The 25823-nt window shown below is 71.4% G+C and carries 25 protein-coding genes; 10 read left to right on the top strand and 15 right to left on the bottom strand.

Annotation, left to right across the window (positions count from 1 at the left end):
* Nucleotides 1–6 precede the first annotated feature (6 nt).
* The 4 genes from dmpG to NQV15_RS16665 form a co-directional block, all read right to left on the bottom strand.
* Nucleotides 7–1023 carry a 4-hydroxy-2-oxovalerate aldolase gene (gene dmpG, locus NQV15_RS16680; RefSeq protein WP_232403529.1) on the bottom strand — a complete coding sequence of 339 codons (1017 nt, stop codon included), beginning with the start codon at nucleotides 1021–1023 and terminating at the stop codon, nucleotides 7–9.
* A complete protein-coding gene (locus NQV15_RS16675) occupies nucleotides 1023–1973 on the bottom strand; it encodes an acetaldehyde dehydrogenase (acetylating) (RefSeq protein ID WP_232403528.1) in 951 nt (316 codons plus the stop codon). Before NQV15_RS16675 ends, dmpG begins: the two co-directional genes overlap by 1 nt.
* Nucleotides 1970–2770 (bottom strand): 2-keto-4-pentenoate hydratase, encoded by an 801-nt coding sequence (locus NQV15_RS16670; RefSeq protein ID WP_232403527.1) that lies wholly within the window; start codon nucleotides 2768–2770, stop codon nucleotides 1970–1972. The genes NQV15_RS16675 and NQV15_RS16670 overlap by 4 nt, the downstream gene beginning before the upstream one ends.
* Before the next feature lie 96 nt (nucleotides 2771–2866).
* Nucleotides 2867–3649 carry an IclR family transcriptional regulator gene (locus tag NQV15_RS16665; RefSeq protein ID WP_232403526.1) on the bottom strand — a complete coding sequence of 261 codons (783 nt, stop codon included), beginning with the start codon at nucleotides 3647–3649 and terminating at the stop codon, nucleotides 2867–2869.
* A 139-nt stretch (nucleotides 3650–3788) separates the two neighbouring features.
* Here NQV15_RS16665 and NQV15_RS16660 point away from each other — a divergent pair, with 139 nt between their 5' ends.
* Nucleotides 3789–5255 carry a 4-hydroxyphenylacetate 3-hydroxylase family protein gene (locus NQV15_RS16660; RefSeq protein WP_232403525.1) on the top strand — a complete coding sequence of 489 codons (1467 nt, stop codon included), beginning with the start codon at nucleotides 3789–3791 and terminating at the stop codon, nucleotides 5253–5255.
* Between the two features lie 4 nt (nucleotides 5256–5259).
* Here the strand turns inward: NQV15_RS16660 and NQV15_RS16655 are convergent, their stop codons facing one another.
* The 6 genes from NQV15_RS16655 to NQV15_RS16630 all read right to left on the bottom strand — a co-directional run bounded on the left by NQV15_RS16655 (nucleotide 5260) and on the right by NQV15_RS16630 (nucleotide 11615).
* Nucleotides 5260–6513 (bottom strand): PucR family transcriptional regulator, encoded by a 1254-nt coding sequence (locus NQV15_RS16655; protein WP_232403776.1) that lies wholly within the window; start codon nucleotides 6511–6513, stop codon nucleotides 5260–5262.
* Nucleotides 6514–6533: 20 nt separating this feature from the next.
* Complete coding sequence (locus NQV15_RS16650; protein ID WP_232403524.1) at nucleotides 6534–7706, bottom strand: acyl-CoA dehydrogenase family protein; 1173 nt, start codon at nucleotides 7704–7706, stop codon at nucleotides 6534–6536.
* Nucleotides 7707–7720: 14 nt separating this feature from the next.
* Nucleotides 7721–8560 carry an alpha/beta fold hydrolase gene (locus NQV15_RS16645; RefSeq protein WP_232403523.1) on the bottom strand — a complete coding sequence of 280 codons (840 nt, stop codon included), beginning with the start codon at nucleotides 8558–8560 and terminating at the stop codon, nucleotides 7721–7723.
* A 40-nt stretch (nucleotides 8561–8600) separates the two neighbouring features.
* Nucleotides 8601–10001, bottom strand: a complete 1401-nt coding sequence (locus NQV15_RS16640) for an MmgE/PrpD family protein (protein ID WP_232403522.1) — start codon at nucleotides 9999–10001, stop codon at nucleotides 8601–8603.
* A 128-nt stretch (nucleotides 10002–10129) separates the two neighbouring features.
* Nucleotides 10130–10858 carry an IclR family transcriptional regulator gene (locus tag NQV15_RS16635; protein WP_232403521.1) on the bottom strand — a complete coding sequence of 243 codons (729 nt, stop codon included), beginning with the start codon at nucleotides 10856–10858 and terminating at the stop codon, nucleotides 10130–10132.
* Between the two features lies 1 nt (nucleotide 10859).
* Complete coding sequence (locus NQV15_RS16630) at nucleotides 10860–11615, bottom strand: IclR family transcriptional regulator (RefSeq protein ID WP_232403519.1); 756 nt, start codon at nucleotides 11613–11615, stop codon at nucleotides 10860–10862.
* A 233-nt stretch (nucleotides 11616–11848) separates the two neighbouring features.
* Between NQV15_RS16630 and NQV15_RS16625 the strand changes: the two genes are divergently transcribed.
* From NQV15_RS16625 to NQV15_RS16585, 9 genes are all read left to right on the top strand, one after another.
* The gene (locus tag NQV15_RS16625) at nucleotides 11849–12832 is read left to right on the top strand and encodes an ABC transporter substrate-binding protein (RefSeq protein WP_232403517.1); all 984 of its coding nucleotides are present in this window, start codon (nucleotides 11849–11851) and stop codon (nucleotides 12830–12832) included.
* An 84-nt stretch (nucleotides 12833–12916) separates the two neighbouring features.
* Nucleotides 12917–13717, top strand: a complete 801-nt coding sequence (locus NQV15_RS16620) for an ABC transporter permease (RefSeq protein ID WP_232403514.1) — start codon at nucleotides 12917–12919, stop codon at nucleotides 13715–13717.
* A gap of 5 nt (nucleotides 13718–13722) precedes the next feature.
* The gene (locus NQV15_RS16615) at nucleotides 13723–14502 is read left to right on the top strand and encodes an ABC transporter permease (protein ID WP_232403775.1); all 780 of its coding nucleotides are present in this window, start codon (nucleotides 13723–13725) and stop codon (nucleotides 14500–14502) included.
* Nucleotides 14499–15287 (top strand): ABC transporter ATP-binding protein, encoded by a 789-nt coding sequence (locus NQV15_RS16610; RefSeq protein WP_232403513.1) that lies wholly within the window; start codon nucleotides 14499–14501, stop codon nucleotides 15285–15287. Before NQV15_RS16615 ends, NQV15_RS16610 begins: the two co-directional genes overlap by 4 nt.
* A complete protein-coding gene (locus tag NQV15_RS16605) occupies nucleotides 15280–16476 on the top strand; it encodes a flavin reductase family protein (RefSeq protein ID WP_232403512.1) in 1197 nt (398 codons plus the stop codon). The genes NQV15_RS16610 and NQV15_RS16605 overlap by 8 nt, the downstream gene beginning before the upstream one ends.
* Before the next feature lie 42 nt (nucleotides 16477–16518).
* Nucleotides 16519–17397 carry a VOC family protein gene (locus tag NQV15_RS16600; protein ID WP_232403511.1) on the top strand — a complete coding sequence of 293 codons (879 nt, stop codon included), beginning with the start codon at nucleotides 16519–16521 and terminating at the stop codon, nucleotides 17395–17397.
* A 76-nt stretch (nucleotides 17398–17473) separates the two neighbouring features.
* Entirely contained in the window at nucleotides 17474–18616 is a 1143-nt protein-coding gene (locus NQV15_RS16595; RefSeq protein ID WP_232403510.1) for an acyl-CoA dehydrogenase family protein, read from the top strand.
* Nucleotides 18616–19479 carry an alpha/beta fold hydrolase gene (locus NQV15_RS16590; RefSeq protein WP_232403509.1) on the top strand — a complete coding sequence of 288 codons (864 nt, stop codon included), beginning with the start codon at nucleotides 18616–18618 and terminating at the stop codon, nucleotides 19477–19479. Before NQV15_RS16595 ends, NQV15_RS16590 begins: the two co-directional genes overlap by 1 nt.
* Nucleotides 19476–20327, top strand: coding sequence for an alpha/beta fold hydrolase (locus NQV15_RS16585; protein WP_232403508.1), 852 nt, complete (start codon nucleotides 19476–19478; stop codon nucleotides 20325–20327). Before NQV15_RS16590 ends, NQV15_RS16585 begins: the two co-directional genes overlap by 4 nt.
* 17 nt (nucleotides 20328–20344) lie before the next feature.
* Here NQV15_RS16585 and NQV15_RS16580 read toward each other — a convergent pair whose 3' ends face one another.
* From NQV15_RS16580 to NQV15_RS16560, 5 genes are read right to left on the bottom strand one after another with little or no spacing between them, the layout of a single operon-like run.
* Complete coding sequence (locus NQV15_RS16580; RefSeq protein WP_232403507.1) at nucleotides 20345–21640, bottom strand: MmgE/PrpD family protein; 1296 nt, start codon at nucleotides 21638–21640, stop codon at nucleotides 20345–20347.
* 7 nt (nucleotides 21641–21647) lie between these two features.
* Nucleotides 21648–22985: an FAD-dependent oxidoreductase gene (locus NQV15_RS16575; RefSeq protein WP_232403506.1), complete on the bottom strand. Its 1338-nt coding sequence runs from the start codon at nucleotides 22983–22985 to the stop codon at nucleotides 21648–21650.
* The gene (locus NQV15_RS16570; protein ID WP_232403505.1) at nucleotides 22982–23785 is read right to left on the bottom strand and encodes an aspartate/glutamate racemase family protein; all 804 of its coding nucleotides are present in this window, start codon (nucleotides 23783–23785) and stop codon (nucleotides 22982–22984) included. The genes NQV15_RS16575 and NQV15_RS16570 overlap by 4 nt, the downstream gene beginning before the upstream one ends.
* Nucleotides 23782–25230, bottom strand: coding sequence for an FAD-dependent oxidoreductase (locus NQV15_RS16565; RefSeq protein ID WP_232403504.1), 1449 nt, complete (start codon nucleotides 25228–25230; stop codon nucleotides 23782–23784). Before NQV15_RS16565 ends, NQV15_RS16570 begins: the two co-directional genes overlap by 4 nt.
* Nucleotides 25227–25823 (bottom strand): cysteine hydrolase family protein, encoded by a 597-nt coding sequence (locus NQV15_RS16560; protein ID WP_232403503.1) that lies wholly within the window; start codon nucleotides 25821–25823, stop codon nucleotides 25227–25229. The genes NQV15_RS16565 and NQV15_RS16560 overlap by 4 nt, the downstream gene beginning before the upstream one ends.

Raw genomic sequence — 25823 nt, 5'->3', positions numbered from 1 at the left:
GAGCGATCAGCTCGCGACGACGTCGCGGCTCAGGTCGAGCGCGATGTCGACGATCATGTCCTCCTGGCCGCCGACGAGCTTGCGACGTCCCACCTCGGTGAGGATGTCGCGGACGTCGACGCCGTAGCGGGACGACGCGTTCTCGGCGTGACGCAGGAAGCTGGAGTACACGCCCGCGTAGCCGAGGGTCAGCGTCTCGCGGTCGACCTGGACGGCGCGGTCCATCAGCGGACGCACGATGTCGTCGGCGGCATCCTCGAGTGCGGCGAGGTCGCAACCGTGCTCCCAGCCCTCGAGGTTCGCCACGGCGATGAACGGCTCGATGGGGCAGTTGCCGGCGCCGGCGCCCAGCCCGGCCAACGAGGCGTCGACCCGGGTCACGCCCTCCTCGACCGCGACGACGCTGTTGGCGACGGACAGGCTGAGGTTCTGGTGGGCATGGACGCCGATCTCGGTCGCCGGGTCGAGCACGGCCCGGTAGGCCCGGACCCGCTCGGCGACGGCCTTCATCGTGAGGTGTCCGCCCGAGTCGGTGACGTACACGCAGTGCGCGCCGTACGACTCCATCAGCTTGGCCTGCTCGGCCAGCTTCTCGGCCGGCGCCATGTGGCTCATCATCAAGAAGCCGGAGACGTCCATGCCGAGCTCGCGGGCGTGCTGGATGTGCTGGGCCGAGACATCGGCCTCCGTGCAGTGGGTCGCCACGCGGACCGAGCGCACGCCGAGGTCGTAGGCGCGGTTGAGCTCGTGGATCGTGCCGATCCCGGGCAGCAGCAGCGTCGTGAGGCGGGCGTTCTTCAGGACGTCGGCCGCGGCCTCGATCCACTCCCAGTCGGTGTGGCTCCCGGGACCGTAGTTCAGCGAGCCGCCGGCGAGGCCGTCGCCGTGGGCGACCTCGATCGCGTCGACACCGGCCTCGTCGAGTGCGGTGACGACACGGCGGATGTCATCGGGGCTGATGCGGTGGCGGATGGCGTGCATGCCGTCACGCAGGGTGACGTCCTGGACGAAGATCTTGGTCATCAGACGGTCTCCGGGGTCTTGGTGGTCGAGCGGGCGGCGAGCGACTCGGCGACCCGCAGGGCGGCCGAGGTCATGATGTCGAGGTTTCCGGCGTAGGCGGGCAGGTAGTGCGCGGCGCCCTCGACCTCGAGGAAGACCGTGACCTGGTGGGTCACGGCCGGTGAGCCCTCGGGGGTCAGGGTGTGGACGGGCTCGTCCTCCTCGAGCTTGCGGAACTGGACGTCCTGCTTGAGGCGGTAGCCGGGCACGTAGGCCGCGACCTGCTCGATCATGGTGTGGATCGACTCGCGAATGGCGTCATGGTCGGCATCGCCGATCAGGGCCAGCACGGTGTCACGCATGATCAGCGGCGGCTCGGCGGGGTTCAAGATGATGATCGCCTTGCCGCGGCCGGCGCCACCGACGGCCTCGATGGCCGCCGAGGTGGTCTCGGTGAACTCGTCGATGTTGGCGCGCGTGCCGGGGCCGGCCGACTTCGACGCGATCGACGCGACGATCTCGGCGTAGGGCACCGGGGTGATGCGCGAGATCGCGGCGACGACCGGGATCGTGGCCTGCCCGCCGCACGTCACCATGTTGACGTTGTCCGCGTCGAGGTGCTCCTCGAGATTGACCGGCGGGACGACGTAGGGGCCGATCGCGGCCGGGGTCAGGTCGACGAGCTTCTTGCCCAGGGGCGCCAGCTTGGCGTGGTTCGCCTCGTGGGCCTTGGCCGACGTGGCGTCGAAGACGATCTCGATCTCGTCGAAGCCGTCCATCGCGATGAGGCCGTCGACCCCGTCGGAGATCACGGGCACGCCGTGCTTGGCCGCTCGGGCGAGACCGTCCGAGGCGGGATCGATGCCGACCATGGCCGCCATCTCGAGCGTGTCGGACAGGCGCAGCACCTTGAACATCAAGTCGGTGCCGATGTTGCCGGAGCCGATCACGGCCACCTTCGTGCGGGTCATGCGTTCTCCTCGGTGCTGAAGTTGACGGAGACCGAGCCGAGTCGGCTGATCTGCGCCTGGACTGAGTTGCCGGCGACGACGGGGGCCATGGGTCCCAGGGCGCCGGACAGGACGACCTGACCGGCGCGCAGCGGGTCGCCGATCTCCTGGGCGGTGCGGGCCAGCCACAGCAGGGCCTCCAGCGGGTCGCCGAGGCAGGCCGCGCCGTTGCCGGTCGAGACGACCTCGCCGTCGATGCTCATCGACATCTCGACGTCCCGCGGCTCGACCTCGTCGAGCCTCACGTGCTGGGTGCCGAGCACGTAGAGCGCGCTGGAGCCGTTGTCGGCGACGGTGTCGGTGATCGTGATGTCCCAGTCGGCCACGCGGCTGTCGACGATCTCCAGGGCGGCGACGGCATAATCGACCGCACCGCGGACCGTCGCCAGGTCGAGCTCGCCGTCCAGGTCCTGGGCCAGGACGAAGGCGACCTCGGCCTCGATCTTGGGCTGCAGGAGGCGGCCGGTGGGCACGGTGCTGCCGTCGGCGTGGACCATGTCGTCGAACAGGACACCGAAGTCGGGCTGGTCGACCCCGAGCTGCTGCTGGACCGCCGGAGAGGTCAGGCCGATCTTGCGACCGACGACCTGAGCCCCGCGCGCGCGGCGACGCAGGTTCACCTCGTCCTGGACGGCATAGGCCGCGGTGATGTCGGTGGACCCGAGGATGTCGCGGACGGGGGGTGTGGGGCGGAGGGTGCTCTGGGCCTGTTCGAGCCGGTCGGCTGCTGCCAAGGTCGCTGCTGCGGTGGAGCTCATCGATCTCTTCCGTCGTGGGTGCTGTCGACCCAGTCTCACGGCGTGGGGCCTGCCGCAGCCAGCCCGGTGTTCCGCTCACCGGTATGCGGGTGGCGGTCAGTCCTCCCGCAGAGCGGCCTGCCGGGCCAGGGTCGTCTGGACGCCCGCGGCGGCGGCCCGGACGGCGTTCGCGTGGCGTCGAGGGTCGAAGCGGGTGACGGGCCCGGTGACGCTGAGCGCCGCGGCCACGCCGTGCTCGACGTCCAGCACGGGCGCGGCGACGCACACGATGCCGACCGCCGACTCCTCGTACTCGAAGGCCAGCCCGGTCTCACGCACCTGGGTCAGCTGCTGGCGCAGCAGGCCCGGTGCGATCACGGTGCGCGGCGTGCGGCGCTCCAGCGGGCGCGACAGGTACTCGTCGACGAGCCCGGCCGGTGCGTGCGCGAGCAGGATCTTGCCGATCGCGGTGCAGTGCAGGGGTAGCCGGCCGCCGACCCGCGACGGCGACGGTGCCTGTCGGTGCCCACCGATCTTGGCGACGTACATGACCTCGGCGGCCTCCCGGACCCCGAGGTGGACGGTCTCGTGGGTCAGCTCGTACAGGTCCTCCATGAAGGGGGTGGCCACGTCGACCAGGCCACGCTCGACCGAGGCCCGCATCCCCAGCTCGAACAGGTGCCCGCCGAGCCGGTAGCCGTCGCTGGCCCGGTCCAGCAGGCGTGCCGTGACCAGGTCGCTGCAGACCCGGTGCAGCGTGCCCTTGGGCAGCTGGGTGCGCCGGGCCAGCTCGGCCAGCGACACCGACCGATCGTCGACCGCGAAGGCGTGCAGCACCGCCATGACCTTGGCCAGCACGGAGCGCGGGTCGAGTTCCTGCGCTGCCGGCGTGGTGCTCATGGACCCAGTCTGCCCGGCGGCGTCGTCCGACACGGTGTCGGACTCCGGGCCGCCAGGTTCCGCGTCCCGGCCGATGAATCGGGTGGCCCGGCGAACCTACGCTGCGGGTCGAGGACGTCGAGACGAGGAGATCTGAAACATGGCGATTCGCACTGGTGAGCAGTACCGGCAGAGCCTGCAGGACGGGCGCCGGCTGTTCGTGGACGGCGAGCGCGTCGACGACGTGACGGCGCACCCGGCGTTCCAGGGGGTGCTGTCGACGCTCGGTGCGCTGTACGACGCCCAGGCTGATCCCGAGCTGGCCGGCGTCCTCACGACCACCGACGCGGACAGCGGCGAGGTCCACAGCACCACCTTGCTGGAGGCGCAGGACCACGACGACGTCCTCGCCCGGCTGCGGTGCGATCGGCTGAGGACCGACCTGACGTACGGGATGATGGGCCGCCTGCCGGACTTCATGAACGCCTACCTGCTCGACATCCGCAGCAGCCTGCTGTTCGTGGGCAAGCAGGCGGAGGCCGACCGGCTGGGCGAGTACATCCAGCGCCTGCGGCGCGAGGACCTGGCCGTCACCCACACCTTGGTCGACCCGCAGAGCGACCGGTCGACGCAGGACGCCCCGCCCGAGGCGCTGCACGTCGTCGAGCGGCGCGACGGGGGCATCGTGGTCAGCGGCGCGCGCCTGCTGTCGACGCTGGCGCCGGTCGCCAACGAGGTGTTCGTCGGTCCGTACGTCCCCCGCCGGCCGGGCCAGGAGGAGTATGCGCTGGTCTTCACCCTGCCGCTGGCCACCGAAGGGCTGTCGATCGTGTGCCGCCAGGCCTACGACCGCGGCGACGGACGCTTCGACACCCCGCTGTCGAGCCGTTTCGACGAGAGCGATGCCATCTTGGTGTTCGACGAGGTGTTCGTGCCCGAGGAGCGGGTCGTCGTCGCGGGCGATCTGGACGCGTACAACGGCATCGTGCGCAATGCGGTCGGTTACGGCCCGTTGCAGGGGGCGGCTCGCAGCACCGCGAAGCTGCGGTTCCTGGCCGGGCTCGCGACCGTCGCGGCCCGCACGACCGGCCGCGCCGGCACGCCGCGCTACCAGGAGGAGATCGGCGAGGTCGTCGGACGCCTGAACGTCGCCGAGGGCCTGCTGGACGGGATCGCGCTCGACCTGTCCCGCCGGATCGCGAACCGGCGGGCCGGCGCGGACGCCGTGGCGCCGGGGCCCGGTGAGCCCGAGGTGGAGTCACGGGTCGGCATCTCGGCCCTGACCTTCTTCTTCCCCGAGGCGATCGCCAAGGCTGTCGAGGTGCTGCGGCTCGTCGCGGGCAGCGGCGCCATCGCCATGACCGAGGGCGAGCTCCGGAACGACGAGATCGGCCACCTGATCGAGAAGTACGTGCACGGACCGGACGTGCCGGCCGAGCGTCGCCTGCAGGTCATGCGCATGGTGTGGGACATGACCTGCAGCCCGTTCGCTGCGCGGCAGGCCCTGTACGAGCGCTACTACACCGGTGACCCGATCATCGGACGCGTCCTGTTCTTCAGCTCGCCGAAGACCGGCGAGGCCGAGCGGATGGCCGAGCGGCTGCTGGCCGACGGACTGCGCGGATGACCGGTCAGCCGGCCACCGGGCGCAGTCCGCACAGGGTCGCGACCCGCAGGCCGGTGTGCAGCTCGTGGCGGACCGAGCCGTCACGCACGTCGACGCCGATCAGCGCGGCGATGCGGTCCAGCCGGTAGTACAGCGTGCTGCGATGGATCGAGATGGCGCGCGCCGTGGCCTGGGCATCGCCGCCGTGGTCGAGATAGCTCTCGGCCGTCCTGGCCAGCTCGAGGCCGCCACGTGCCGCGAGCAGCAGCCGCACCGGCTCGGGCAGGTCGGCCGGCCCCATCCGGTCCAGCGGCAGGCGTAGCAACAGCTGATCGGCCCCGAGGTCACGCCACCGTGCGATGCGTCCGTGACGCGCCGGATCGTGCCAGGCCCCGGACAGCGCCAGGGCGGCCTCGCGGGCCGAGCCCGCGACATGGACCAGGTCGGTGCGCGGCGCTCCGATGCCCAGGCGCACCTCGTCCGGCAGCTGGTCGGCCAGCCGCTGGACCGTGCGTCGGTGGTCCGGCGCGACGGGCAGGACGAGCACCGCGGCGCCACCGATCACGGCGCCGATGACCGACGAGGCGACGGTGCCGGTCGCCCGGTCCAGCAGCACCTCCAGCTCCAGCAGCGACGAGTGCCCGGGGTCCGCGCCGGGCGGCAGACCCGAGAAGGTCAGCACGAGATGTCCGGCGCTGGATGCGGGCATGCCTTGGCGCAGCAGCCGACCGGCGGCGTCCCCGCGGATCGCCGGGTCGTCGCCCAGCAGGTCACGCACCGTCGCCGCGGTCGCGGCGCGGTGCGTGCGTCGTTGCAGGTCTCCCGCGTGCAGCAGCAGGCCGAGGTCGGCGGCGGCATCCACCACGATCGAGCGGTAGCGGTCCGTGACGGGCAGATCGCCCGGCTCGGCGACGCACACCAGGTAGCCGAGGAGGGCGCCGCCGTGACGCACGGGCATGCCGATCCGGTCGGCCAGCCCAGCATCGGACGGGACGACGACCGGGACGTGCGCGCGGTGGACGCCCGCCTCGTGCACCAGCTCCAGGGCGCGGGGCTGCGTCCGGCGGGACAGGATCGCAGCGCTGCGGTTGGCATCGACGTCGTGCGAGGAGTGCGCGCTGAAGGCCAGCACGTTCATCGCCGGGTCGTAGAGCACGACCGGTCGGTCCAGGTCGGTGCCGAGCCGGTCGACCAGTCGTCCCAGTGAGCCTGCGGAGACGTCCGGGGCAGCGGTCCCGTCCGGACGCGACGATGCCCTCCCGTGGTCACGAGAGGGCATCACCGGGGTCACCTGACCGGTCAGAACAGCACGGTCTTCGGCAACGGGTTGCCGAACGAGTTCAGGCCGTACGCCTGGTAGATCGGGTCGGCGTTGTTGCTCGCGTGGTTCAGGGCCGCGTGGATGTCGCGCCAGTACCGCTGGAGCGTGGAGTCCGAACGCAGCGCCGATCCGCCGGCGTTCAGGAACAGCTCGTCGACCACGTCGACGGCCCTGCGGGAGATGCGCACCTGGTTGCGACGGACACGCAGACGGTCCTCGGCGGAGAAGCGCTCGTCGCGCTGCGCCTTGTCCCACATCCACTCGATGTCGCCGAACAGCTGCACCTCGCCGGCCTGCAGATCGGCGCTCGCGCGGCCGAGGACGGCCAGCTGGTGCGGGTTGTCGGCCGTCTTGACGCCACGGGCCGTGACCCGGTGCTGCATGGCCTCGGTGAAGGCGGTCAGCGCGCCGCGCGCCATCGCGATCGTCGCGGTCGTGATGCCGGCGGTGAACATCGGGTGGAACGGCATCCGGTACAACGGCGAGTCGCCGCGACCCACGCTGTCGGCGAGGCCGCCGTCCTCCATGGGCGTCGGGTCGAACACGCGGTGCTCGGGGATGAAGGCATCGCGGATCACGATGTCCTTGCTGCCGGTGCCGCGCAGTCCCACGACGTCCCACGAGTCGGCGATGATCTCGTAGTCGGCGCGGGGCAGGACGAAGTGCCGGCTGCCGCCCGGGACGGGCGCACCGTCCGCGTCGACGATCAGTCCGCCGAGGATGATCCAGGTGCAGTGATCGGTGCCCGACGAGAACGGCCACCGGCCGGTGAACCGGTAGCCGCCCTCGACGGGTGTGGCCCGTCCGAGCGGCGCGTAGGGCGACGCGATCCAGGTGTCGGCGTCATCGGCCCAGATCTCCTTCTGCAGCGTGTGGTCCATCAGCGCCATCTCGAAGGCGTGGACGCCGACGACACCGGCGACCCAGCCCGCCGACGACGACTGCACGCCGATGTCGAACAGGGTGCGGAAGAAGTCGACCGGGCTGGCCTCCATCCCGCCGAACTCCTTGGGCTGCAGCATCCGCATGACTCCGCAGCTGCGCAGGATGTCGGCGGTCGTGTCGGTCAGGCTGCCCTGCTCGTCGCTGAGCGGGGCTTCGGCGGCGAGCTCGTCGGCCCGGGCCAGGATGCGTTCGTGGACCTCGTTCATGGCAGATGCCCCGTTCAGTTGTGGAGGAGGAAGTCGGTGACGGTGCGGTTGAACTCGTCGGCGTGCTCGAGCTGGGCCCAGTGGCCGCAGCGGGCGAGCAGGACGGCCCGCGAGTTCTGCACCAGCGAGACCAGCTTGAGCGTGCTCTCGTAGTGCACGACGCGGTCGTCGCGGCCGTGGAAGAACAGCGACGGCGCGGTGATGCCGGCGATCTGGGCGTGCGAGGCCATGTGCGGCCGGGGGCGGCCGATGCCGGCGGCGAAGCTCGCGATGTGCTCGGGGTGGTCGACCGCGGCCTGGTGGCGCTGGCGGACCAGCTCGTCGCTGGCGTGCTCGGGATCGTAGGTCATGATGTCGACCAGGTCGCGGAAGTTCTCCAGCGACGGGTCGCGGTAGGTGCGCTGCAGGACCTTGACGCCCTCGCTCGGCCCGCCGCCGGGCACGAACAGGTGTGCCCCGCCGACGCCGGCGCCCATCGTGACCAGGTGGCTGACCCGGTCGTGCTGGGTCGCGGCGAACATGATCGACGTCGCGCCGCCCATCGAGTTGCCGATGAAGGCCGCCTTCTCGATGCCCAGCGCGTCCAGGAAGTGCTGTGCCGTCGCGGCGTGGTCACGCTCGTCGTACGAGACGGTGTCGGACTTGCCCCATCCGGGCATGTCGACCGCCAGGCAGCGGAAGTTCTGGCCGAGCACCTCCATGTTGCGCGCGTAGTTGCTCCATCCGGTCGCGCCGGGGCCCGAGCCGTGCAGGAGGACGACCGGGTGACCGCTGCCGTACTCGTTGTAGTGCAGGCGGCCACTGGCCGTCTCGACGAAGCGGCTGGTGGCTTCCTCGGTGAAGGTGTCGGTCACGGTCGGGTTCTCCTTGGGGTCGGACGAGAGCGGGATGCGCTCAACGGGTGGGGGCCGTGCCGCCGGGACCGGCGAGCAGCGGCTGGACGTCGCAGGGGGCGTCGGAGTCGGGCAGTGCGTGCAGCGCGTCGAACCAGCGGGTCGCCTCAGCGGCGTCGCCACCGACGCACTGGCGGAACTTCGAGAACAGCTCGCCGGACGACAGCGGGTTGTGGGAGTCTCCGCGCGAGTGGTGGACGGTCCGGGTCAGCAACCGGCCGTCGACGGTGTGCAGGCGCACGACCGTGTGGCCCGGCTCGGACGATGCGGGGCGCTCGGTCAGCGTGATGCGCGGCATCAGCTCGGCCACACCGGGGTGCGCGAGCGCATCGTCGGCGAAGTCCGCGAGCAACACGTCGCCGCTGACGAGGGCCCGGGCCAGGGTGTACTCCAGCGAGAACTTCGCCTCGAGCCCGGTCGTGGGCAGCTCGTCACGCAACGGGCGGGTCCCCCCGGCCTCGAGGGTCACCTCGATCCGCTCGATGCCCGCGCTCCCGATCTCCTCGCGCAGGCTGATGCCGGCGTCGATCGCACGCTGGGTGGCGAAGCACGACGGATAGGCCTTGATGGCGTAGTCGCCGGTCCACGCGGTCGACCAGTGGTCGAGCCGGTCGCGCAGGGTCGAAGCGCGTTCGGGGTCGTGGTCGCCGAACAGGTCGAGGAATCCGCCGCGCGACTCCAGCTGGTCGGGGTTGGCCGTGAAGCCGCGGGCGGCCAGCCCCACGGCCATGACGGCGTCGCGGGCGGCAGTGCCGGCGTGCAGGGGCTTGGTCATGGTGCCGAAGTTGGCCAGGCTGCCCGCGGCATGGGACGCGGCGATGCCCAGGGCGTGCTGGGTCTGCAGCGGCGTCAGGCCCAGCAGGTCGGCACCGGCCGCCGTGGCCGCCAGACGACCGGTCGTCGAGGTGTTGTGCCAGCCACGCCCGTAGTGCGTCGCGTGGGGAAGGATCTCCGAGACCGCCCGGAAGACCGCCGAGCCGGTGCAGTAGGCGTCATCGAGCTGGGCGCCGGTGATCCGGCGCCGCGCGGCGAGGGCGAACAGGGTGGGCAGCAGGACGGCCGCCGGGTGCATCGCCATCGAGGGCGCCGCGTCGTCCCAGTCCAGGACGTGGGCCGCGGTGCCGTTCAGGAGGGCCGCGTCGGCGGGGCCGATCATGCGGGGCGTGCCCCAGACCGCGGCGCCGGAGGGATCACCGGTTCCCCGGTCCTCGTCGGTCAGCCACCCGTGCAGCAGCGTGACCGGCTCGGTCGCAAGACCTGCGACGGTCACTCCGACCGTGTCCACGACCAGACGTCGCAGCGCGTCGCGGGTCGCCGGATCGCGGCGCCGGTCGGCGGCGCTGGCGAAGGCAGCGACCTGGGCCGTGGCTCCGGCGCTCTGCGGAAGGGTGGCGACGCTCACTGGCATCCTCTCGGTGGGCAGGCGCCGAGATGGCGCACCCCCAGTCTTCGAGGGCGGCGGCGACCGTGGTCGCCATCTCGCATCCAGCGGAAAGGTCCTTGGCCCGGGGGAGGTCGGGTGGCAGCGGCTCAGCCGGTGCGCCCGGTGACCTGCGCGCTGATGGCCTGCGCGCTGCTGACCACGGCGGTCCGCAGGTCCTCGAGGCGGTCCGGGGGGAAGCGGTCGACGTCCCCGCCGATCGCGAGGGCGCCGAGTGCCCGGCCGCCGGGGCCGATGATGACGCTTGCGCCCGCGGACAGTCCGAGGCGCTGCTCGTCGATCGAGGTGGCCCAGCGGTTGGTGCGGATCACCCGTAGCTGCTCGCGCGTGGGCGCCGGCCCGCCCGCGGCCGACAGCGATGCGATCACCTGGTCCTGCAGCGACTCGGAGCAGAAGGCGAGCAGAACCTTGCCGGATGCGCCGATGCCCAGCGGCAGCGCCTCGCCGACCGAGACGGGCGGGAACAGGTTCTCCGCCCCGCGGATGGCCGCGATGCACACCCGGTGATCGGCCTGGATGACGTGCAGGTTGACGCTCTCACCGCTGGCGTGGCTGAGCTGTCGCATGTGCGGCTCGGCGATGCCACGCAGGTCGTAGCTGAGCTCGGCGGCGACGCCCCACGACAGCAGCCGGGGGCCGAGCAGGAAGCGACCGGTGTCGTCGCGGCGCAGCATGTCGTGCGCGGCCAGCTCGGTCAGCAGCCGGTGCGCCGATGACTTCGGCATGCCCAGGGCCTCGGCCACGTCGCCCAGCCTGACGGGCAGATGCGCCCGGGCGATCAGGTCGATCGCGTGGACCGCCTTGGTCATCACAGCCATGTCAGGCCTCGGCACCCTGCGAAGGGCTGGTGACGCCGCGGCGCAGACCGGCGGAGATCTCGGTCGCCGTCGTGCGGGCCAGTCGCCCGAGGGCGGCCGGTGGGTGCTCTCCGTGCACGCCACCGATGATGACGCACGTCGTGACCGACTTGTCGATGGAGAACACGGGAGCCGCGGCCCAGATCGCGGGGTTGGCGGCGACGTCGGCCGGCCGGCTGTGGCAGAAGCCCTGTCGGCGGATCTCGGCCAGCTCCTGACGCCACGCGAACTCGTCGCGCCCGGCGGGCGGGGCCTGGGTGCCGGGGTGCTGGGGGGTGGCCCCCCACGCGAGCAGCACGAGTCCGCCGGGGTGCTGGGTCAGCAGGGGGGTGCCGAGCGCGGTCCACGCCCACCCGGCGACCTTGCGGCCGGCGATCTTGTCCATGACCTGCAGGCGGTCGCCCTCGCGGGTGGCCAGGGCGACCGGCAGCCGGGTCGTGGCGTGAAGGTCGATCAACGCGGGGCGCGCGCAGTCGCGCAGGCGGCGGATCTCGTGCACGTCGTGGCCGAGGCGCCACAGGCTCGGGCCGAGGCGGTAGCGGCCCCAGCTGGTGCGCTCGATCGCGCCGTGCTCGGCCAGGGTCGCCAGCATCCGGTGAACCGTCGCCGGCGGCAGATCGGTGGCATGGCAGACGTCGGCGACGGATCGCTCGGCGCCGCCCGCAAAGCATCCCAGGATGTCGAATGCGCGGGCGAGAACGCCCCGTCTCCCGGTCATGTCCGTCATCCGTGCTCCTCTGTTACGTTCCGGTATGTGGAACCGGCTCCAGCATGGCTGAACATACGTGACGTGGGTCATGGTCGGACAACCGACCTCCTCGCCCCCTGAATCCAAATTCCACTCGGTGAGTGATCGGTCCAACCGCGGACCGTGGTTTGTAAGGCTCGTCACACGCCGTCGTCGACGGCCGATCGACGCCGGATCCCGGCATGACTAAGGACTCGAAACACATGGCTTCTCTGCGTCTCAGTGCCCTCGCGGCGGCCGCTGCCGTCGTTCTGGCCACCACCTCCGCCTGCTCCTCCGGGGACTCCGACTCGTCCGGCGGATCGGATGCGTCCGGTGGCAAGGTCAACCTCGCGGTCTTCGCATCGCTCAACGGGGCGCCTGCCTATGCGGCCGAGAGCGAGGGCATCTTCGGTGACCACGACCTCGACGTGAAGATCACGACGGCCAAGACCTCCTCCGAGATGGTCCCCCAGCTGATCGGCGGCAAGGTCGACATCGCATTGCTCGACACCGCGACGTCGATGGTCGCCGCCAGCCAGGGTCTCGACCTGGTCTACATCGCGGGCGCCACCGACGGCGGCATCCCCGAGGGCCAGGAGGACTACAGCTTCGCGAACGTGTGGGTCCGCAAGGACTCCCCGATCAAGACGCTGGCCGACCTGACCGGCAAGACCATCGCCGTCCCGCAGATCAAGAGCCAGCCGTGGGTCGATCTCAAGGGCTCCGTCGATGACGCCGGCGGAGACAGCTCGAAGATCAAGTTCACCGAGAGCCCCGATCCGCTGACCGCGCTGAAGTCCAAGCAGGCCGACGCCACCACGACGTCCGAGCCCGTGGGCACGATCGAGCGGGCCAAGGACGAGCTGCGGGTCGTCGGGCCGACCAACTCCGGCGGCGGCGGACCGGCCTACGTCTACGTGGCGACCGGCAAGTTCGCCAAGGCGAACCCCGAGCTGATCGCCTCGTTCGGCGACGCCGTGCGAGAGGCGAACGTCAAGGTCAACGGCGACAGCGACCTGCTGGTCAAGACCGCCGCGAAGGTGCTCAATGCTCCCGCCGACGTCCTGGCCAAGGCTGCCCTGCCGGTGTATGCCGAGAAGCCGCTGACCGTCGAGGACATCGCGACCTCGATCGCCTACCTCAAGCGCTACGACATGTTCGAGCAGGCTGCGCCCTCGCCGCAGAAGATCCTGTTCAAGCCCTGATGAGCCCCCGGTGCGCCGGCTCGCTGGGCGAGCCGGCGCACCGTCCTTCCCCTGCCCACACACATCACCCGGAGAGGTTGTGCCGTGACCCGCACCCAGCCCCCGCAGGCGCCCTCGCGCTCCAGACGGCTGCTGCTTCGCCTCGTCGCGATCATCGTGGCGCTCGTGGTCTGGCACCTGTTCGCCATCGGCCCCGGCTCCAGCAGCGGATTCCCGACCCCGGCGGACCTGCTGTCCGAGGCCCGGGACGTCGTCCCCACCGGCGAGTACTGGGGCAACATCGCCACCTCCGTGCAGACCGCCCTCCTGGGGTTGGCCCTCGCCACGCTCGTCGGGCTCCCGCTCGGCCTGCTGATCGGTTCCAACGAGGCCACCCGGCGCAGCACCCAGCTGGTCATCGACTTCGGCCGCACGGTGCCGGCCATCGCGCTGCTGCCCCTGTTCCTGCTCCTGTTCGGGGCCACCCGCACGCTGGGTGTCGTCCTGATCCTGGTGTCGGCGGTCTGGCCGGTCATCATCCAGACCAGCTACGCGGTCGGCCAGATCTCCCCGCAGCTCAAGCGGGTGGGCCGCGCCTACCACCTCAGCCGCTGGCACCGTCTGCGCTACATCGTCGCGCCCTCGATGTTCCCGTTCGTGTTCGCCGGGCTGCGCATCGCGGCGACGATCTCGCTCCTGATGGCGATCAGCTCGGAGTTCCTGGGCGGCACCGACGGCCTGGGCTACCTGCTGCTGCAGGCGATGCAGCTCAACGACGTCGACCGGGCCTTCCTGTTCGCCTTCAGCGCCGCACTGCTCGGCCTGGTGCTCAACCTGCTCTTCGTGCTGCTGCAGCGCCGCGTCCTGTGGTGGCACTCCTCGGTCCGTACGGGAGATGCCCTGTGAACGTCATGGTCAAGGTCGCCAAGACCGTCGCCTGGGAGCTGTGGCTCCCGGTGCTCCTGATCGCGGCCTGGTGGTTCGCCTCGGCCGGCAGCACCTCCTTCTACTGGCCGGCGCTGTCCGACATCGCCAGCCGCCTGGGTGAGCTGTGGTTCTTCGACCACCTGGTCGACGACGCCGTGCCCAGCATCATCCGGCTGCTATCAGGGTTCGCGATCGGCTTCGTCGTCGCGGTCGCCCTGGGACTGCTGCTCGGCTCCGTGGCTGCTCTCGAGGACGCGACCCGTCCACTGGTCGAGTTCATGCGCGCCCTGCCCAGCGTCGCGCTGCTGCCGATCATGATGCTGCTGCTGGGCACCGGCAACGACATGAAGGTCGTCACGATCGCCTTCGTCTCGATGTGGCCGATCCTGCTCAACACCGTCGAGGGCGTCCGCGCCGTCGATCCCGTCCTGCACCAGGTGGCGGCGAGCTACCGGCTGACGCGCTGGCACCGCCTGCGCCACCTGGTGATCCCCGCCGCGATGCCGCAGGTGTTCGCCGGAGCCCGCGTCGCCCTGTCGATGTCGGTCGTGGCGATGGTGCTGACCGAGATGGTCGGCTCGCCCGGCGGGCTCGGCTACTTCGTCCTCAACTCCCAGCGCACGTTCGACATCGTCGCGATGTGGACCGGCCTGATCGTCCTCGGCTTCATCGGCTACGCGACGAACAAGGCATTCGGTCTGCTCGAGTCCCGGGTCCTGGCCTGGCACCGCGGCTACACCAACCAGAAAGAAGACCAGCGATGACGAAGACCATCCCAGGCGCCGGCAGCCAGACCGGTCCGGTCCTGCAGGTGCGTGGCGTCGGCCACGCGTACGGAGACCACCAGGTGCTCAAGGGCCTGGACTTCGAGGTCGAGCGCGGCGAGCTGATGTGCATCGTGGGTCCCTCCGGCGTCGGCAAGACGACGCTCCTGGAGTGCCTCACCGGACTGCGCCGTCCCAGCGAGGGCGAGGTGCTGTTCGACGGGCGCCGCATCGACGCGCCGCCGCGCGGCCTGGCCATCGTGTTCCAGGACTACAGCCGCTCGCTGATGCCCTGGCTCAGCGTGCTGGAGAACGTCGTCCTCCCGCTGCGCTCGGCAGGGCTGGACAAGGCCGAGCGGGAGAAGATCGCCATCGACGCGCTGACCGAGGTCGGCCTGGCGGATGCGACGGGCTCCTATCCGTGGCAGCTGTCCGGCGGCATGCAGCAGCGCGTCGCGATCGCCCGTGCGCTGGCCTACCGGCCGGCCGCCGTCATCATGGACGAGCCATTCGCCTCCGTCGACGCGCAGACCCGCGCCGATCTGGAGGACCTGCTGCTGCGTGTGCGCGACCACCTGGGCATCACGATCCTGCTGGTCACGCACGACATCGACGAGGCGGTGTACCTGTCCGACCGGGTGCTGGCCCTCGGTGGCAAGCCCGCCGGCATCCGCGAGATGCTGACGGTCGACCTGCCCCGTGAGCGTGAGCAGGTCGCCACCAAGGCGCTGCCCCGGTTCGCCGACCTGCGCAGCCAGGTCCACCGGTTGATCCGCCATGTCTGAGCCGACGGCGCCGGACCCGGCCGCCATCGACCCGCTGACGTTCCGCAACGCCCTGGGGCACTACCCGACCGGTGTCGCGCTGATCACCGCGACGCTGTCCGACGGCGAGCTCGTCGGCATGGTCGTGGGCACGTTCACCTCGGTGTCGATCGACCCGCCCCTGGTGGCGTTCCTGCCTGACCGCGGGTCGCGCACGTTCGCCAAGCTGCGCGAGGCCGAGACGTTCTGCGTCAACGTGCTGGCCGCCGACCAGGCCGACCTCGTCGGCAGCTGGCGCGGAGCGGAGTCGTTCGAGGACGTCTCGTGGCGACCCTCCCCGTCGGGTGCGCCGATCCTGCAGGAGTCGGTGACCTGGATCGAGTGCGACTACCACGAGATCGTCGACGCCGGCGACCACTTCATCGTCCTGGGCCGGGTGCGCTCGCTGGAGGTGCAGCGGCCCACCTGCCCGCTGCTGTTCTTCCAAGGCGGGTTCGGCGGCTTCGCGCCGTCGTCGTTCCTGGCGCCGGCCGATCACGACCTGATCCGGGCTTCGCGCCTCAGCGAGGCCGCGATGGAGCCGCTGGCCGACCTGGCGGCCGAGGTCGGTGCGGACGTCTCGCTGCTCGCGCTGATCGGCGACCACGACGTCGTGATCGGCACGGAGCGCGGATCAGCGACCAGGACGTTCTTCGAGATCGGCCTGCGTCTGCCCAACGTCCCGCCCGCCGGCTCGGTGCACCTGGACCCTGCCGACGACACGGCCGTGGACCGGTGGATCGGGCGGCTGCCGCGCAGCGCCGAGGAGGTCCGCGGCCGGTGCGCCGAGCTGGCGCACCGGGTGGCCGAGCAGGGCTACTCGCTCTCGCTGGTCGGCGAGGGACCGGACCAGGAGACCTGGCAGGACGTCACCCGCTACATCCACGGCGAGCCCACCCCGCACCGGCAGCGTCAGGTGCAGGCGATGCACCTGGAGCACCTGGACTACTACGAGCCGGAGCTCTCGGACGACCAGACGTACGACGTCCGGTCGATCACCGCCTCGGTGCCCAGCATCGGCGCATTGCAGCTCTCGGTCCGGCTGTCCGGGCCGCCGGCAGGCGCCAGCGGCGCGACGGTCGCCCAGTGGGGCCAGCTCGTCCGGCGCCGCGCGGCCGAGGTCGCCGATCTCATCTGGGCCCGGTTCGGCGAGGGCGGCGTCCTTGACTGACCACCACCTGACCACCCCCGTTTCGAACCAGTAGGAGTCGACATGACCGCGAGCGTCACAGCTCTTGGCTACATCCAGTTCACCGCCACCGACCTCGACGTGTGGGAGGACTTCGGCCAGCGCGTGCTGGGCCTGATGGCCGACCGCATGGGCGAGGACCGGCTGCGGTTCCGCGCGGACGAGAAGGTCTACCGGCTCGAGGTGCGTGCCGGTGAGACCGGTGGGGTCTCGGCCGTCGGCTGGGAGACCAAGGGTCCCGCCGAGCTGGCCGAGCTCGAGTCGCGCCTGACGGCAGCGGGGTACGTCGTCACGCGTCCCGGGCCCGAGGTCGCCAAGGAGCGCCGGGTCAGCGACCTGATCAGCTTCCGCGACCCCGACGACTGCTACGACCACGAGATCTACTGGGGCCTGGGCACGTCCTCGGCACGGTTCGCCTCGCCGATCGGCGCCGAGTTCGTCGCCGGCACCGAGGGCCTGGGCCACGTCCTGCAGGTCGTGTCGGACCGCGAGAAGTACGAGCGGCTGTTCATGGACGTCCTGGGCTTCCGCCTGTCGGACCACATCGATCTGACGCCCGACCTGTACGCGACGTTCCTGCACTGCAACCCGCGCCACCACAGCTTCGCGTTCACGCCGCAGATCCCGGGGCGTCCGCTGGGCGTCGGCCACTTCATGCTGGAGGTCACCGACCTGGACGTCATCGGCCGCGCCCTCGAGCACATCGAGACCGAGCCGGAGCGTCTGCTGAAGACGTTCGGCCGCCACAGCAACGACCGCATGACCAGCTTCTACCTCATCACCCCGTCGAACGTGGGGCTGGAGTTCGGGACCGGCGGCATCAAGATCGACGACGAGACCTGGACGCCCACGCGCTACGACACCGCGCACCTGTGGGGCCACCACAGCGTCGACCACCACTGACCCACCGGTCGCCCCGCCCAGACTGCACCATCCACAGAAGGAACTTTTTGACATGAACGCCGTGCTAGATCGCGTAATGGAGCTTGCCGACCTGCTCGAGGCGGACGCCCCGGTGTCCGAGGAGCTGGGCCGGGTCAGCGACGAGGTCGCCGCCGAGCTGCGCGCCTCCGGAGTCGTGCGGATGCTGCAGCCCAAGGACTTCGGCGGCTTCGAGGACCACCCCACCGACTTCCTGCGCGTCGTCCACGCGATCGGCCAGCGCAACGGCGCGGCCGGATGGGTCGCCGGGGTCGTGGGCGTCCACCCGCACGAGCTCGCGCAGGGCTCGGTCGAGATGCAGCGCGAGATCTGGGGCGACGACCCCGACACGTGGGTCGCGTCCCCGTACGCGCCGATGGGCCGCGCGCGGCCGGTCGACGGCGGCTACATGTTCAGCGGCCGCTGGCCGTTCTCGTCGGGCACCGACCACTGCCAGTGGGTCATGATCGGCGGCCTGATCACCGACCAGGAGGGCAATGTCACCGACCGGGAGACGATCCACTTCGTCATCCCGCGCGCCGACTACGAGATCATGCACGACTCGTGGAACGTCATGGGGCTGCGCGGCACCGGTTCCAAGGACATCGTCGTCAAGGACGCCTTCGTCCCGTCTCACCGGCTGATCCGCACCAACCCGGTCACCGACGGCAGCGCCGGCCAGGTCGCCGGCCGGGACGTGCCGCTGTACGCGATGCCGCGCAACGTCGTGTTCTCCGGTGCGATCACGACCGCGACCATCGCCCTGGCCCAGGGCACGCTCGCCTCGTACGTCGCGTGGACGCGCCAGCGCAGCAGCCGGTTCGGCTCGGCCAGCGCCGATCCGTTCCAGCTCTCGGCTCTCGGACCGGCCGCGGCCGACATCGACGCCAGCTTCCGCCACGTCCTGCACGACATGGACCGCGCCTTCGACATCGTCAGCTCCGGACGCCTGCTGACGCTGGGCGAGCGCGCCGAGATCCGCCGCAACCAGGTCGCGGCGTCGCACCGCGCCGCCGAGGCCGCCGATCAGCTGTTCAAGGTCAGCGGCGGCTCGCAGATCCACGCGGCGCACCCGATGCAGCGGATGTGGCGCGACTGCCAGAGCGCGCTGCACCACGTGCAGAACTACTCCGGTCCGCTGTTCCAGGCCTACGGCCTGAACCACTTCGGCGGTCAGATCCCGGCCGCGGTGAAGGTCTGATGTCGGCGATCACCCCCGAGTCCACCTCGCGCACCGTCACGGTCGACGGTGTCGCGCTTCGTTACCACGAGGCCGGCACCGGCCCGGACGTCCTGCTGTGCATCCACGGCGGGGCGCCGGGCGCCTCCGGCTGGGGCAACTTCGGCTCCAACCTGGCCGAGCTGTCCGAGCACGCGCGGGTCCTGGTCGTCGACCTGCCCGGGTACGGGCAGTCCGATGCGATCGAGCTGAAGGGCGGCAAGTACGGCCCGTACGCCGATCTGTTCGCGGCGATGCTGGCCCAGCTCGGCATCGAGCGCGCCACGGTGGTCGGCCTGGCCACCGGTGGCGCGGTGGCGATCGCGATGGCCCTGCGCCACCCCGCGTGCGTCGAGCGCCTGGCCCTGGTCTCCAGCGCCGGAGGGGTGCCGCTGTTCAGCGCCTCGCCGTCCGAGGGGCAGAAGGCCATCCGCTCGTACTACGGCGGCGAGGGGCCGTCACGCGAGAAGATGCGCGCGTACCTCGAGCTGATGATGTTCGACAAGACGCTCGTGACCGACGAGCTGGTCGAGGAGCGCTACGCCGAGTCCGTCGCGGGCGGCGAGGAGCGTCGGGCCGGCGCGGAGTCGGCCGGCGTCCCGGCGGAGCCGCTGTGGAAGGACCTGGGCAGCATCGGCGTCCCGACCCTCATCGTGTGGGGCACCGAGAACCGGGTGCAGGGATTCGACAACGCCCTGTTCCTGCTCAAGCAGATCCCCGACGCCCAGCTGCACCTGTTCAAGAAGACCGGGCTGTGGGTCCCGTACGAGCGGGGCTCGCAGTTCAACCGGCTGCTGCTCGGCTTCGTGGCCGACCACGCCGCAGACGCGAAGGACATCGCATGACCACGATCCCCGACTACGCGACCGACGAGTTCTTCGGCCTGGACGACACCTGGCTGGAGACGGCGCCCGGCGAGATCACCCACCTGCACGATCTCGGCACGGGCGATCCGATCCTGTTCCTGCACGGCTCGGGCACGGGCGTCACCGCCGCTGCCAACTGGTGGCTGAACCTGCCGTCGCTGGCCGAGCACGGTCGTTGCATCGCGATCGACTCGATCGGATACGGCCAGACGGTCGTCGCTCCCGGGACCGAGTACGGCATCCGTGCCTGGGTCGAGCACGCCGTACGGGTGCTGGATGCGCTCGGCATCGAGAAGACCTGGATCGTCGGCAACTCGCTCGGCGGGTGGGTGGCCTTCCAGTTCGCGATCGAGCACCCCGAGCGGCTCCTGGGCATCGTCTCGATGGGCACCGGGGGCGCGAAGCTGACCAAGGCGCTGGCCAGCCACTCGAACCCGCAGCTCACCGAGGAGGGCATCCGCAGGACGCTGGAGACCTTCGTCGTGGACACCTCCCTGGTGACCGACGAGCTGGTGTCGCTGCGCTACCGGTCGGCCCTCAACGACACCGCGAGTGATCGCCTCGCCGAGGTCGTCGCGGCTCGCGATCGCGACCGTGAGGCACTGCCGCTGGACATGGAGGCGCTGTCGCGCCTCGACGTCCCGGTGCTGCTGATCCACGGCACGCAGGACGTCGTGATCCCGGTGTCCCGCACGTGGGAGCTGCTGCAGGTCCTGCCGCACGCCGATGCCCACATCTTCAGCCAGTGCGGCCACTGGTCGCAGGTCGAGCGGGCCGAGGAGTTCAACCGGCTGATCGGCGCCTGGCTGGCCGAGCGCCGGGCGTAGACCGGGGCCGGCACGCCTCACCCGGGGACGAACGGCAGGTCGTCGGACGAGCTGCCGGCCAGGCACGCCGCCAGCTTGCGCCGGGCCTCGGCCGGACTCATGGGCGGCGTGCCGGTCGCGGTGACGATCTCCTGGTGGCCGTCGCCGGTGAAGGCGATGTGCGCACCGGGCTCTCCCGGTGAGTCGGTGCCGGTCTCCACCACCTCGACGAGCGAGGCGACGTGCAGGACGGCCGCGTCGGTCAGCGAGGCATCGGTCAGGCCGGCCAGGGTCGGTTCGCCGTGGACGAGCGTGAAGGCCACCATGAACGGCACCGAGTACTTCGCGTCGGCGAGCGTGACCGGCCGGGTCCTGGACTCCAGGGGACGGCACAGGCGGGCGGCCGCCCGGTTGGCCTCGACCACGATGCGGCTGACCCGGTCGGCCGGCACCAGCGGCCGGGCGCGGAGCGTGGCGGCGATGTACGGGTGCGACAGCCGGCACGACGGCCAGCGCTTGAGCTGGGTGTCCAGGAAGTCCCACCGGCGCTCGGAGTCGACCAGCCGACGCGCCTGCGACGCGTCGAGCCGGCCCCCCAGGTAGAGCGGGAACATCCCGGCCTCGCCGTCCAGGCCGCGCGCGGGTCCGACGAAGCCGCCCTCGGCCAGCAGTGCAGAGCGGACCCCGCCCTCGGCCGCGAATGCGGGGTAGATCGCGCGCGCTGTCGACCCGGTGCCGAAGCCCGCCTGCTTGGCGCCGGCCGCCTGCATCGTGGCCAGACCGATCGACGAGACCACGGCCGCCTCGTCCAGCCCCAGGAGGAGCCCGGCGGTGACGGCGGCGCCGACGTAGCCGAGCAGCTGGGTCAGGAACCATCCCGACGCCGGGCCCGTCCCGTCGGGCGCGACCGCTGTCCCCAGGCGGCACATCAGCTCATTGCCGACGGCAGCCGCGCGGGCGACCCCCGCCTGGTCGGCACCGACCAGATCGGCGGCGGCCAGCGCGGCCGGGAGCGTCACGGCGGTGGGGTGCAGACGGGCGGCGTCATGGATGTCGTCGAGGTCGAGGGCGTGGACGAGCGCCGCGTTCGCGAAGGCCGCACCGGTCGGGCCGAGGCGCACCGAGGTGCTCCCGAGCACCCGCGCGGGACCGTTGCCGCCGCTGCGAGCGGCCACGGCCGTGATGTCCCGGCCCACCCGCCGGACCGATGCGGCGTGGGCGATCGCGACCGAGTCGGCCAGGTGCGTCTGCATCTTGGCCTGCACATCGGGCGGGATCCGGCTGGCGGCCGGCAGCGCCCAGCGCGCGATCAGCCCGGCCAGGCCGTCGGTCACGCCCGGCTCACCGGGCACCTGCCAGGGCGTTGCCGATGATCCAGCCGAAGCCGAGGGCCGAGAGCAGTCCGTTGCCGGAGGAGTACCCGTCCGAGGACGGCCCGGCCAGGCCGCACACCGTGCCGCCCCCGGCGTACAGGCCGGGGACCGGATCGCCGTGGGCGTCGAGCACGCGGCCGTCCGTGTCGACGACCACGCCGCCCTGGGTCGTCAGCACCCCGTGCGTGACCCAGGCGAGGTGGAAGGGAGCCACCAGCGGACGCCGGTCCGGGAGGGGGGCCAGCGCGCGGGCCGTCTCCTGCTCGGTGAGCCCGAGGACTCCGCCGACAGCGGCGACGTCCGGCAGGTCGCTGATCGCACCGGCCGCCAAGCAGTCCCGCATCATCTCGGTCTCGCGGACCGTCGCCATCGCGGTGGCGTCCCAGATCATCGCGGCCCGCTCGCCGGGCTGCTCGCGCAGGATGCCGGCCATGGAGGAGTAGCCATGAGCCTCCTCGTCGGTGAACCGGCGCCCGTCGGTGCTCACGAGCACCGCGCCGTTGAACTGCAGTGCCGGCGAGACCCGGGTCCCGCGGTCCACCACGACCAGTCCGCTGCGCAGACACGCCGCCATGTTGCGGAACGTCGCACCCAGCGGCTCGAGCCACCTCGTGGCGTCACCTGTGCTCGTGGAGACGCCGCCGTAGAACGGGTCCCCGATGTCGGGGCAGTGTCGGTGCAACAGCTCGGCGGACGCGGCGAAGCCGTCCGATGCGAGCACGACGGCATCGGCCCGCACCCGCTGGCGCTGCCCGTTCTGCACGGTCTCGACGCCCACCACCGTCCCGCCGTCGACGACCACGCCCACGACGGGCGACTCGTCGACGAAGGCCACGTGGGGCATCCGATCGAGCGCTGCGCGCAGGTGTGCCATGAGCCGTCCGCCGCCCAGCCGTCCGATGTCGGCGTGCAGGCGCGGCACCGACATGCCGGCGCGGGGCATGTCGAGCCCGATCTCGATCGGGTAGCCGAGCTCATCGGCCAGCCACTCGACGACATCAGGGGCGACGGCGCACAGGGCGTGCACGATGTGCGCCCACTCCTCGTCGTGGCTGAGCGCCAGGATGTCGCGAGCGTGCTGCTCGGGCGAGTCGTCGACCCCGGCCGCCCGCTGGAAACGGGTGCCTCCGGCGGCGAGGCTGCCGCTGGAGATCGCCGCATTGCATCCCTCGCGGGTCGACTTCTCCAGCACGGCCACCACGAGATCGGGGTCCTGGGCGGCGCGGAGCGCGGTCATCACGCCGCACGCCCCGCCGCCGACCACGACGACGTCGACCTCGATGTCCCAGTCGGCCGGTTCGCTCATCGCGACGCCGGCGTCAGGCCGTAGAAGGCGCGGGCGGCGTCGACGAGGCCGCGCTCGGGCTGCGATCCGTAGAACCCCACCCGGCTCGGGAACAGCCCCGAGTCCCGGTGCTGGTGGGCCCGCAGCTCCGCGATCCGCACGCAGGTGCCGAGCGAGTCGAGCACCGGCACGTCGTCGACGCGGTTCACGCCCTGGTCGGCCAGGAACACGTTGAGCGGCCCTTCGCCCGGGACGATGACGGTGGCCCCGGCGGCGATCGCGGTCCGGGCGGCCGCGGTGAAGGCCTCGATGAGCGGCTCGGGGTCGGCATAGGCCCCCATGACGTCGGTGAATCCCGCCTCGACCTGCACGATCGGGCCGACCAGCTGGTCGAGCCGGTAGCTGCGCAGGTTGCGGCGCAGCTGGGGCTCGAGCGCGGCGATGAAGTTGACGATCGCCACGCAGTCTCCCAGCATCCCGGCCATCAGCACCGAGGTCTGGCCGAACGTCACGACGGGGATGTCGACCAGGGTCCGCACCTCCTCGTACGCCGTGTCAGGGATCGTCGCGATGAAGAAGGCGTCATATCCCTCGTCCTGCGCCCGCAGGGCGGCCTCGACGAACTGCTCCTTGTGCAGGCCGGACAGGTAGGCGTGCCCGATGTGGGTCCCCGGGTAGTCCGATGGATAGGTGCCCGCCCGCATGCCGTGCAGCTCGACCGTGGTGCCGGCCGACGTGTGGGCATCCAGGTGCCGGTGCAGGGCGTCGCGGTAGTGCGGCACGTCGTCCAGCACGGTGAAGCTCTGGTGCCAGATCCTCATGTGGGCACTCCCACCCGGGCCGCGGCCGCCCCCGCGATTCGACCGAAGACCGCACCGCGCAGGACAGACGTCGAACCGGTGTAGTTGGAGTAGTACAGCCCGGTCATCTCGCCGGCCGCCCACAGGCCCGGGATCGCTGAGCCGTCCCGGTCGACGACCTCGGCCGCCGCGGTGGTCTTGAGGCCACCGAAGGTGAACACGTTGGCCGCCATGATCGGGTACGCCACGAACGGTCCCTCGACGAGGGGCTGCGCCCAGTTCGACTTCGCCGGGACGAGTCCGCGGGTCGCGAGCCCGTCGGGCACCAGGGGATCGAAGTGGCCCTCGGGGCAGGCTGCGTTGTACGCCTCCACGGTGGCCTCGAGCGCCGCGGCGGGGACGCCCATCCGCACGGCGAGCTCGGCGATCGTCGCGCCGCGCACCGGAGGTTGGTCGGTGCGGATGCCCGATCCGATGTTCGGCACCCGCAGCGACCCCTGGTCCAGCACGACCCAGCCCATGCCGCGGGTCTGGGCCTGGATGTCACGCGTCGTCCGCTCGTACCAGGCGTCGATCGGCCCCCGGGCCTCGTCGACGAAGCGGTTGCCGTCGGTGTTGACCAAGATGCCGTACGGGAAGCAGAAGATGGCCGCCTCGGGCTCGCCGGAGCGCGGGTCGACCGGCTCGGCGTGGAACAGGGAGAAGTTGCCGGCCGTTGCGGCGCCCACCGCCAGCGCCATCTCCAGGCCCTCGCCCTTGTTGAAGTTGCCCCCGCGGGCCACCGGGCGCGTCGTCATCGCGCGATCACCGTGGTAGCGGGCCATGAGCTCGTTGTTGCCCTGGTAGCCGCCCGAGGCCAGGACGACCCGGCCGTACAGGCGGACCGCGCCGCCGGGACCCTTCGCCAGCACGCCGACCACGCCGTCGGCACTGGTCAGCAGCGACCGGGCGGTGGTCTCGAAGTGGAACTCGACGCCCAGTCCGCGCGCCGCCTTGCCCATCGTCTCGAGGATCGCCAGGCCGCCGCCGACCGGGGCCATGCGGGTCGTGGACGTCGTGAGGAACGGGGTCGGCAGGGCGTCGAAGCGCATGCCGTGCCCGACCATCCAGGCCAGGGTCTCGGGTGCCCGGGCAGCCAGCTCGGCGACGTAGTCCGGATCCACCACGTGGTGGGCCCGGTACAGCGCCGACCGGCGGTCGTGGGCCAGCGCCGCCTCGTTCACCACGCTCGGATCGGGATGGCCCATGAAGTCGTCGACCACGGTGTCCTCGAGGCCGTCGGCCACCTCGTCGAGCGAGCCCATGCGCAAGAACGCCTCGGTGTACCGGGTGTTGCCGCCGCTCTCGGCCTCCGGTGCCCGGTCGACGACCGCGACACGAGCGCCCGACTCCGCGGCGGCGCACGCGGCGGACAATCCCGCCACGCCGGCACCCACCACGACCACGTCGTACTCGTGGACGGTCATGCCAGGTCCTTCAGCAGGGCGTCCGACGAGGTGATCGTGGCGAACATCGGCAGCATGTTCTGCACCGAGAACTCGTGGAAGTCCGGCCGGAACGAGGCGCACATGTCCTCGACGACGGTGACCTGCAGACCGGCGTCGCTGGCGTGGCGTGCTGCCGACTCGACGACCAGGTTGGTCGCGACGCCGCCCAGCACGACCTCGCCGACGCCCTCGGCGGCCAGGACGTTGAGCAGTGGGGTGCCGACGAAGGGGTCGACGCATCCCTTGTCCACGACCGGCTCGCCGGGTGCCGGCGCGACTGCGGCGACGATCTGCGCCTCGGGCGAGTCCGCGAGCATCGCCTGCTGGTCGGGGTAGGCGTCAAAGCGCGCCAGCCGGTTGGTGCGCAGCACGTAGCTGGGATCGAAGGCCAGCCGCACGTGGACCACCAGCCAGCCCGCGGCACGGGCGGCCTCGAGCACCGTGCGGGCGGTCTCGAGCACACCGCGCTCGGCGACCTGCGCGGCCAGCGGAGGCATGCGCAGGTGCGGGCCCTCCTCGCACAGCGCGACCTGGTAGTCGAGCATCAGCAGCGCCTTGCGACGTTCAGTCAT

The sequence above is a fragment of the Aeromicrobium wangtongii genome (assembly GCF_024584515.1).
Taxonomy (GTDB): domain Bacteria; phylum Actinomycetota; class Actinomycetes; order Propionibacteriales; family Nocardioidaceae; genus Aeromicrobium; species Aeromicrobium wangtongii.
The sequence above is the reverse complement of the archived record's forward strand: the minus strand, read 5'-3'. Positions and strand labels throughout refer to the sequence as shown.

Coding starts and splice junctions, on each gene's coding strand:
- dmpG (WP_232403529.1), bottom strand. CDS start 1,023: ATGACCAAGATCTTCGTCCAGGACGTCACCCTGCGTGACGGCATGCAC.
- NQV15_RS16675 (WP_232403528.1), bottom strand. CDS start 1,973: ATGACCCGCACGAAGGTGGCCGTGATCGGCTCCGGCAACATCGGCACC.
- NQV15_RS16670 (WP_232403527.1), bottom strand. CDS start 2,770: ATGAGCTCCACCGCAGCAGCGACCTTGGCAGCAGCCGACCGGCTCGAA.
- NQV15_RS16665 (WP_232403526.1), bottom strand. CDS start 3,649: ATGAGCACCACGCCGGCAGCGCAGGAACTCGACCCGCGCTCCGTGCTG.
- NQV15_RS16660 (WP_232403525.1), top strand. CDS start 3,789: ATGGCGATTCGCACTGGTGAGCAGTACCGGCAGAGCCTGCAGGACGGG.
- NQV15_RS16655 (WP_232403776.1), bottom strand. CDS start 6,513: ATGCCCTCTCGTGACCACGGGAGGGCATCGTCGCGTCCGGACGGGACC.
- NQV15_RS16650 (WP_232403524.1), bottom strand. CDS start 7,706: ATGAACGAGGTCCACGAACGCATCCTGGCCCGGGCCGACGAGCTCGCC.
- NQV15_RS16635 (WP_232403521.1), bottom strand. CDS start 10,858: ATGGCTGTGATGACCAAGGCGGTCCACGCGATCGACCTGATCGCCCGG.
- NQV15_RS16630 (WP_232403519.1), bottom strand. CDS start 11,615: ATGACCGGGAGACGGGGCGTTCTCGCCCGCGCATTCGACATCCTGGGA.
- NQV15_RS16625 (WP_232403517.1), top strand. CDS start 11,849: ATGGCTTCTCTGCGTCTCAGTGCCCTCGCGGCGGCCGCTGCCGTCGTT.
- NQV15_RS16615 (WP_232403775.1), top strand. CDS start 13,723: ATGGTCAAGGTCGCCAAGACCGTCGCCTGGGAGCTGTGGCTCCCGGTG.
- NQV15_RS16610 (WP_232403513.1), top strand. CDS start 14,499: ATGACGAAGACCATCCCAGGCGCCGGCAGCCAGACCGGTCCGGTCCTG.
- NQV15_RS16605 (WP_232403512.1), top strand. CDS start 15,280: ATGTCTGAGCCGACGGCGCCGGACCCGGCCGCCATCGACCCGCTGACG.
- NQV15_RS16600 (WP_232403511.1), top strand. CDS start 16,519: ATGACCGCGAGCGTCACAGCTCTTGGCTACATCCAGTTCACCGCCACC.
- NQV15_RS16595 (WP_232403510.1), top strand. CDS start 17,474: ATGGAGCTTGCCGACCTGCTCGAGGCGGACGCCCCGGTGTCCGAGGAG.
- NQV15_RS16590 (WP_232403509.1), top strand. CDS start 18,616: ATGTCGGCGATCACCCCCGAGTCCACCTCGCGCACCGTCACGGTCGAC.
- NQV15_RS16585 (WP_232403508.1), top strand. CDS start 19,476: ATGACCACGATCCCCGACTACGCGACCGACGAGTTCTTCGGCCTGGAC.
- NQV15_RS16575 (WP_232403506.1), bottom strand. CDS start 22,985: ATGAGCGAACCGGCCGACTGGGACATCGAGGTCGACGTCGTCGTGGTC.
- NQV15_RS16570 (WP_232403505.1), bottom strand. CDS start 23,785: ATGAGGATCTGGCACCAGAGCTTCACCGTGCTGGACGACGTGCCGCAC.
- NQV15_RS16565 (WP_232403504.1), bottom strand. CDS start 25,230: ATGACCGTCCACGAGTACGACGTGGTCGTGGTGGGTGCCGGCGTGGCG.
- NQV15_RS16560 (WP_232403503.1), bottom strand. CDS start 25,823: ATGACTGAACGTCGCAAGGCGCTGCTGATGCTCGACTACCAGGTCGCG.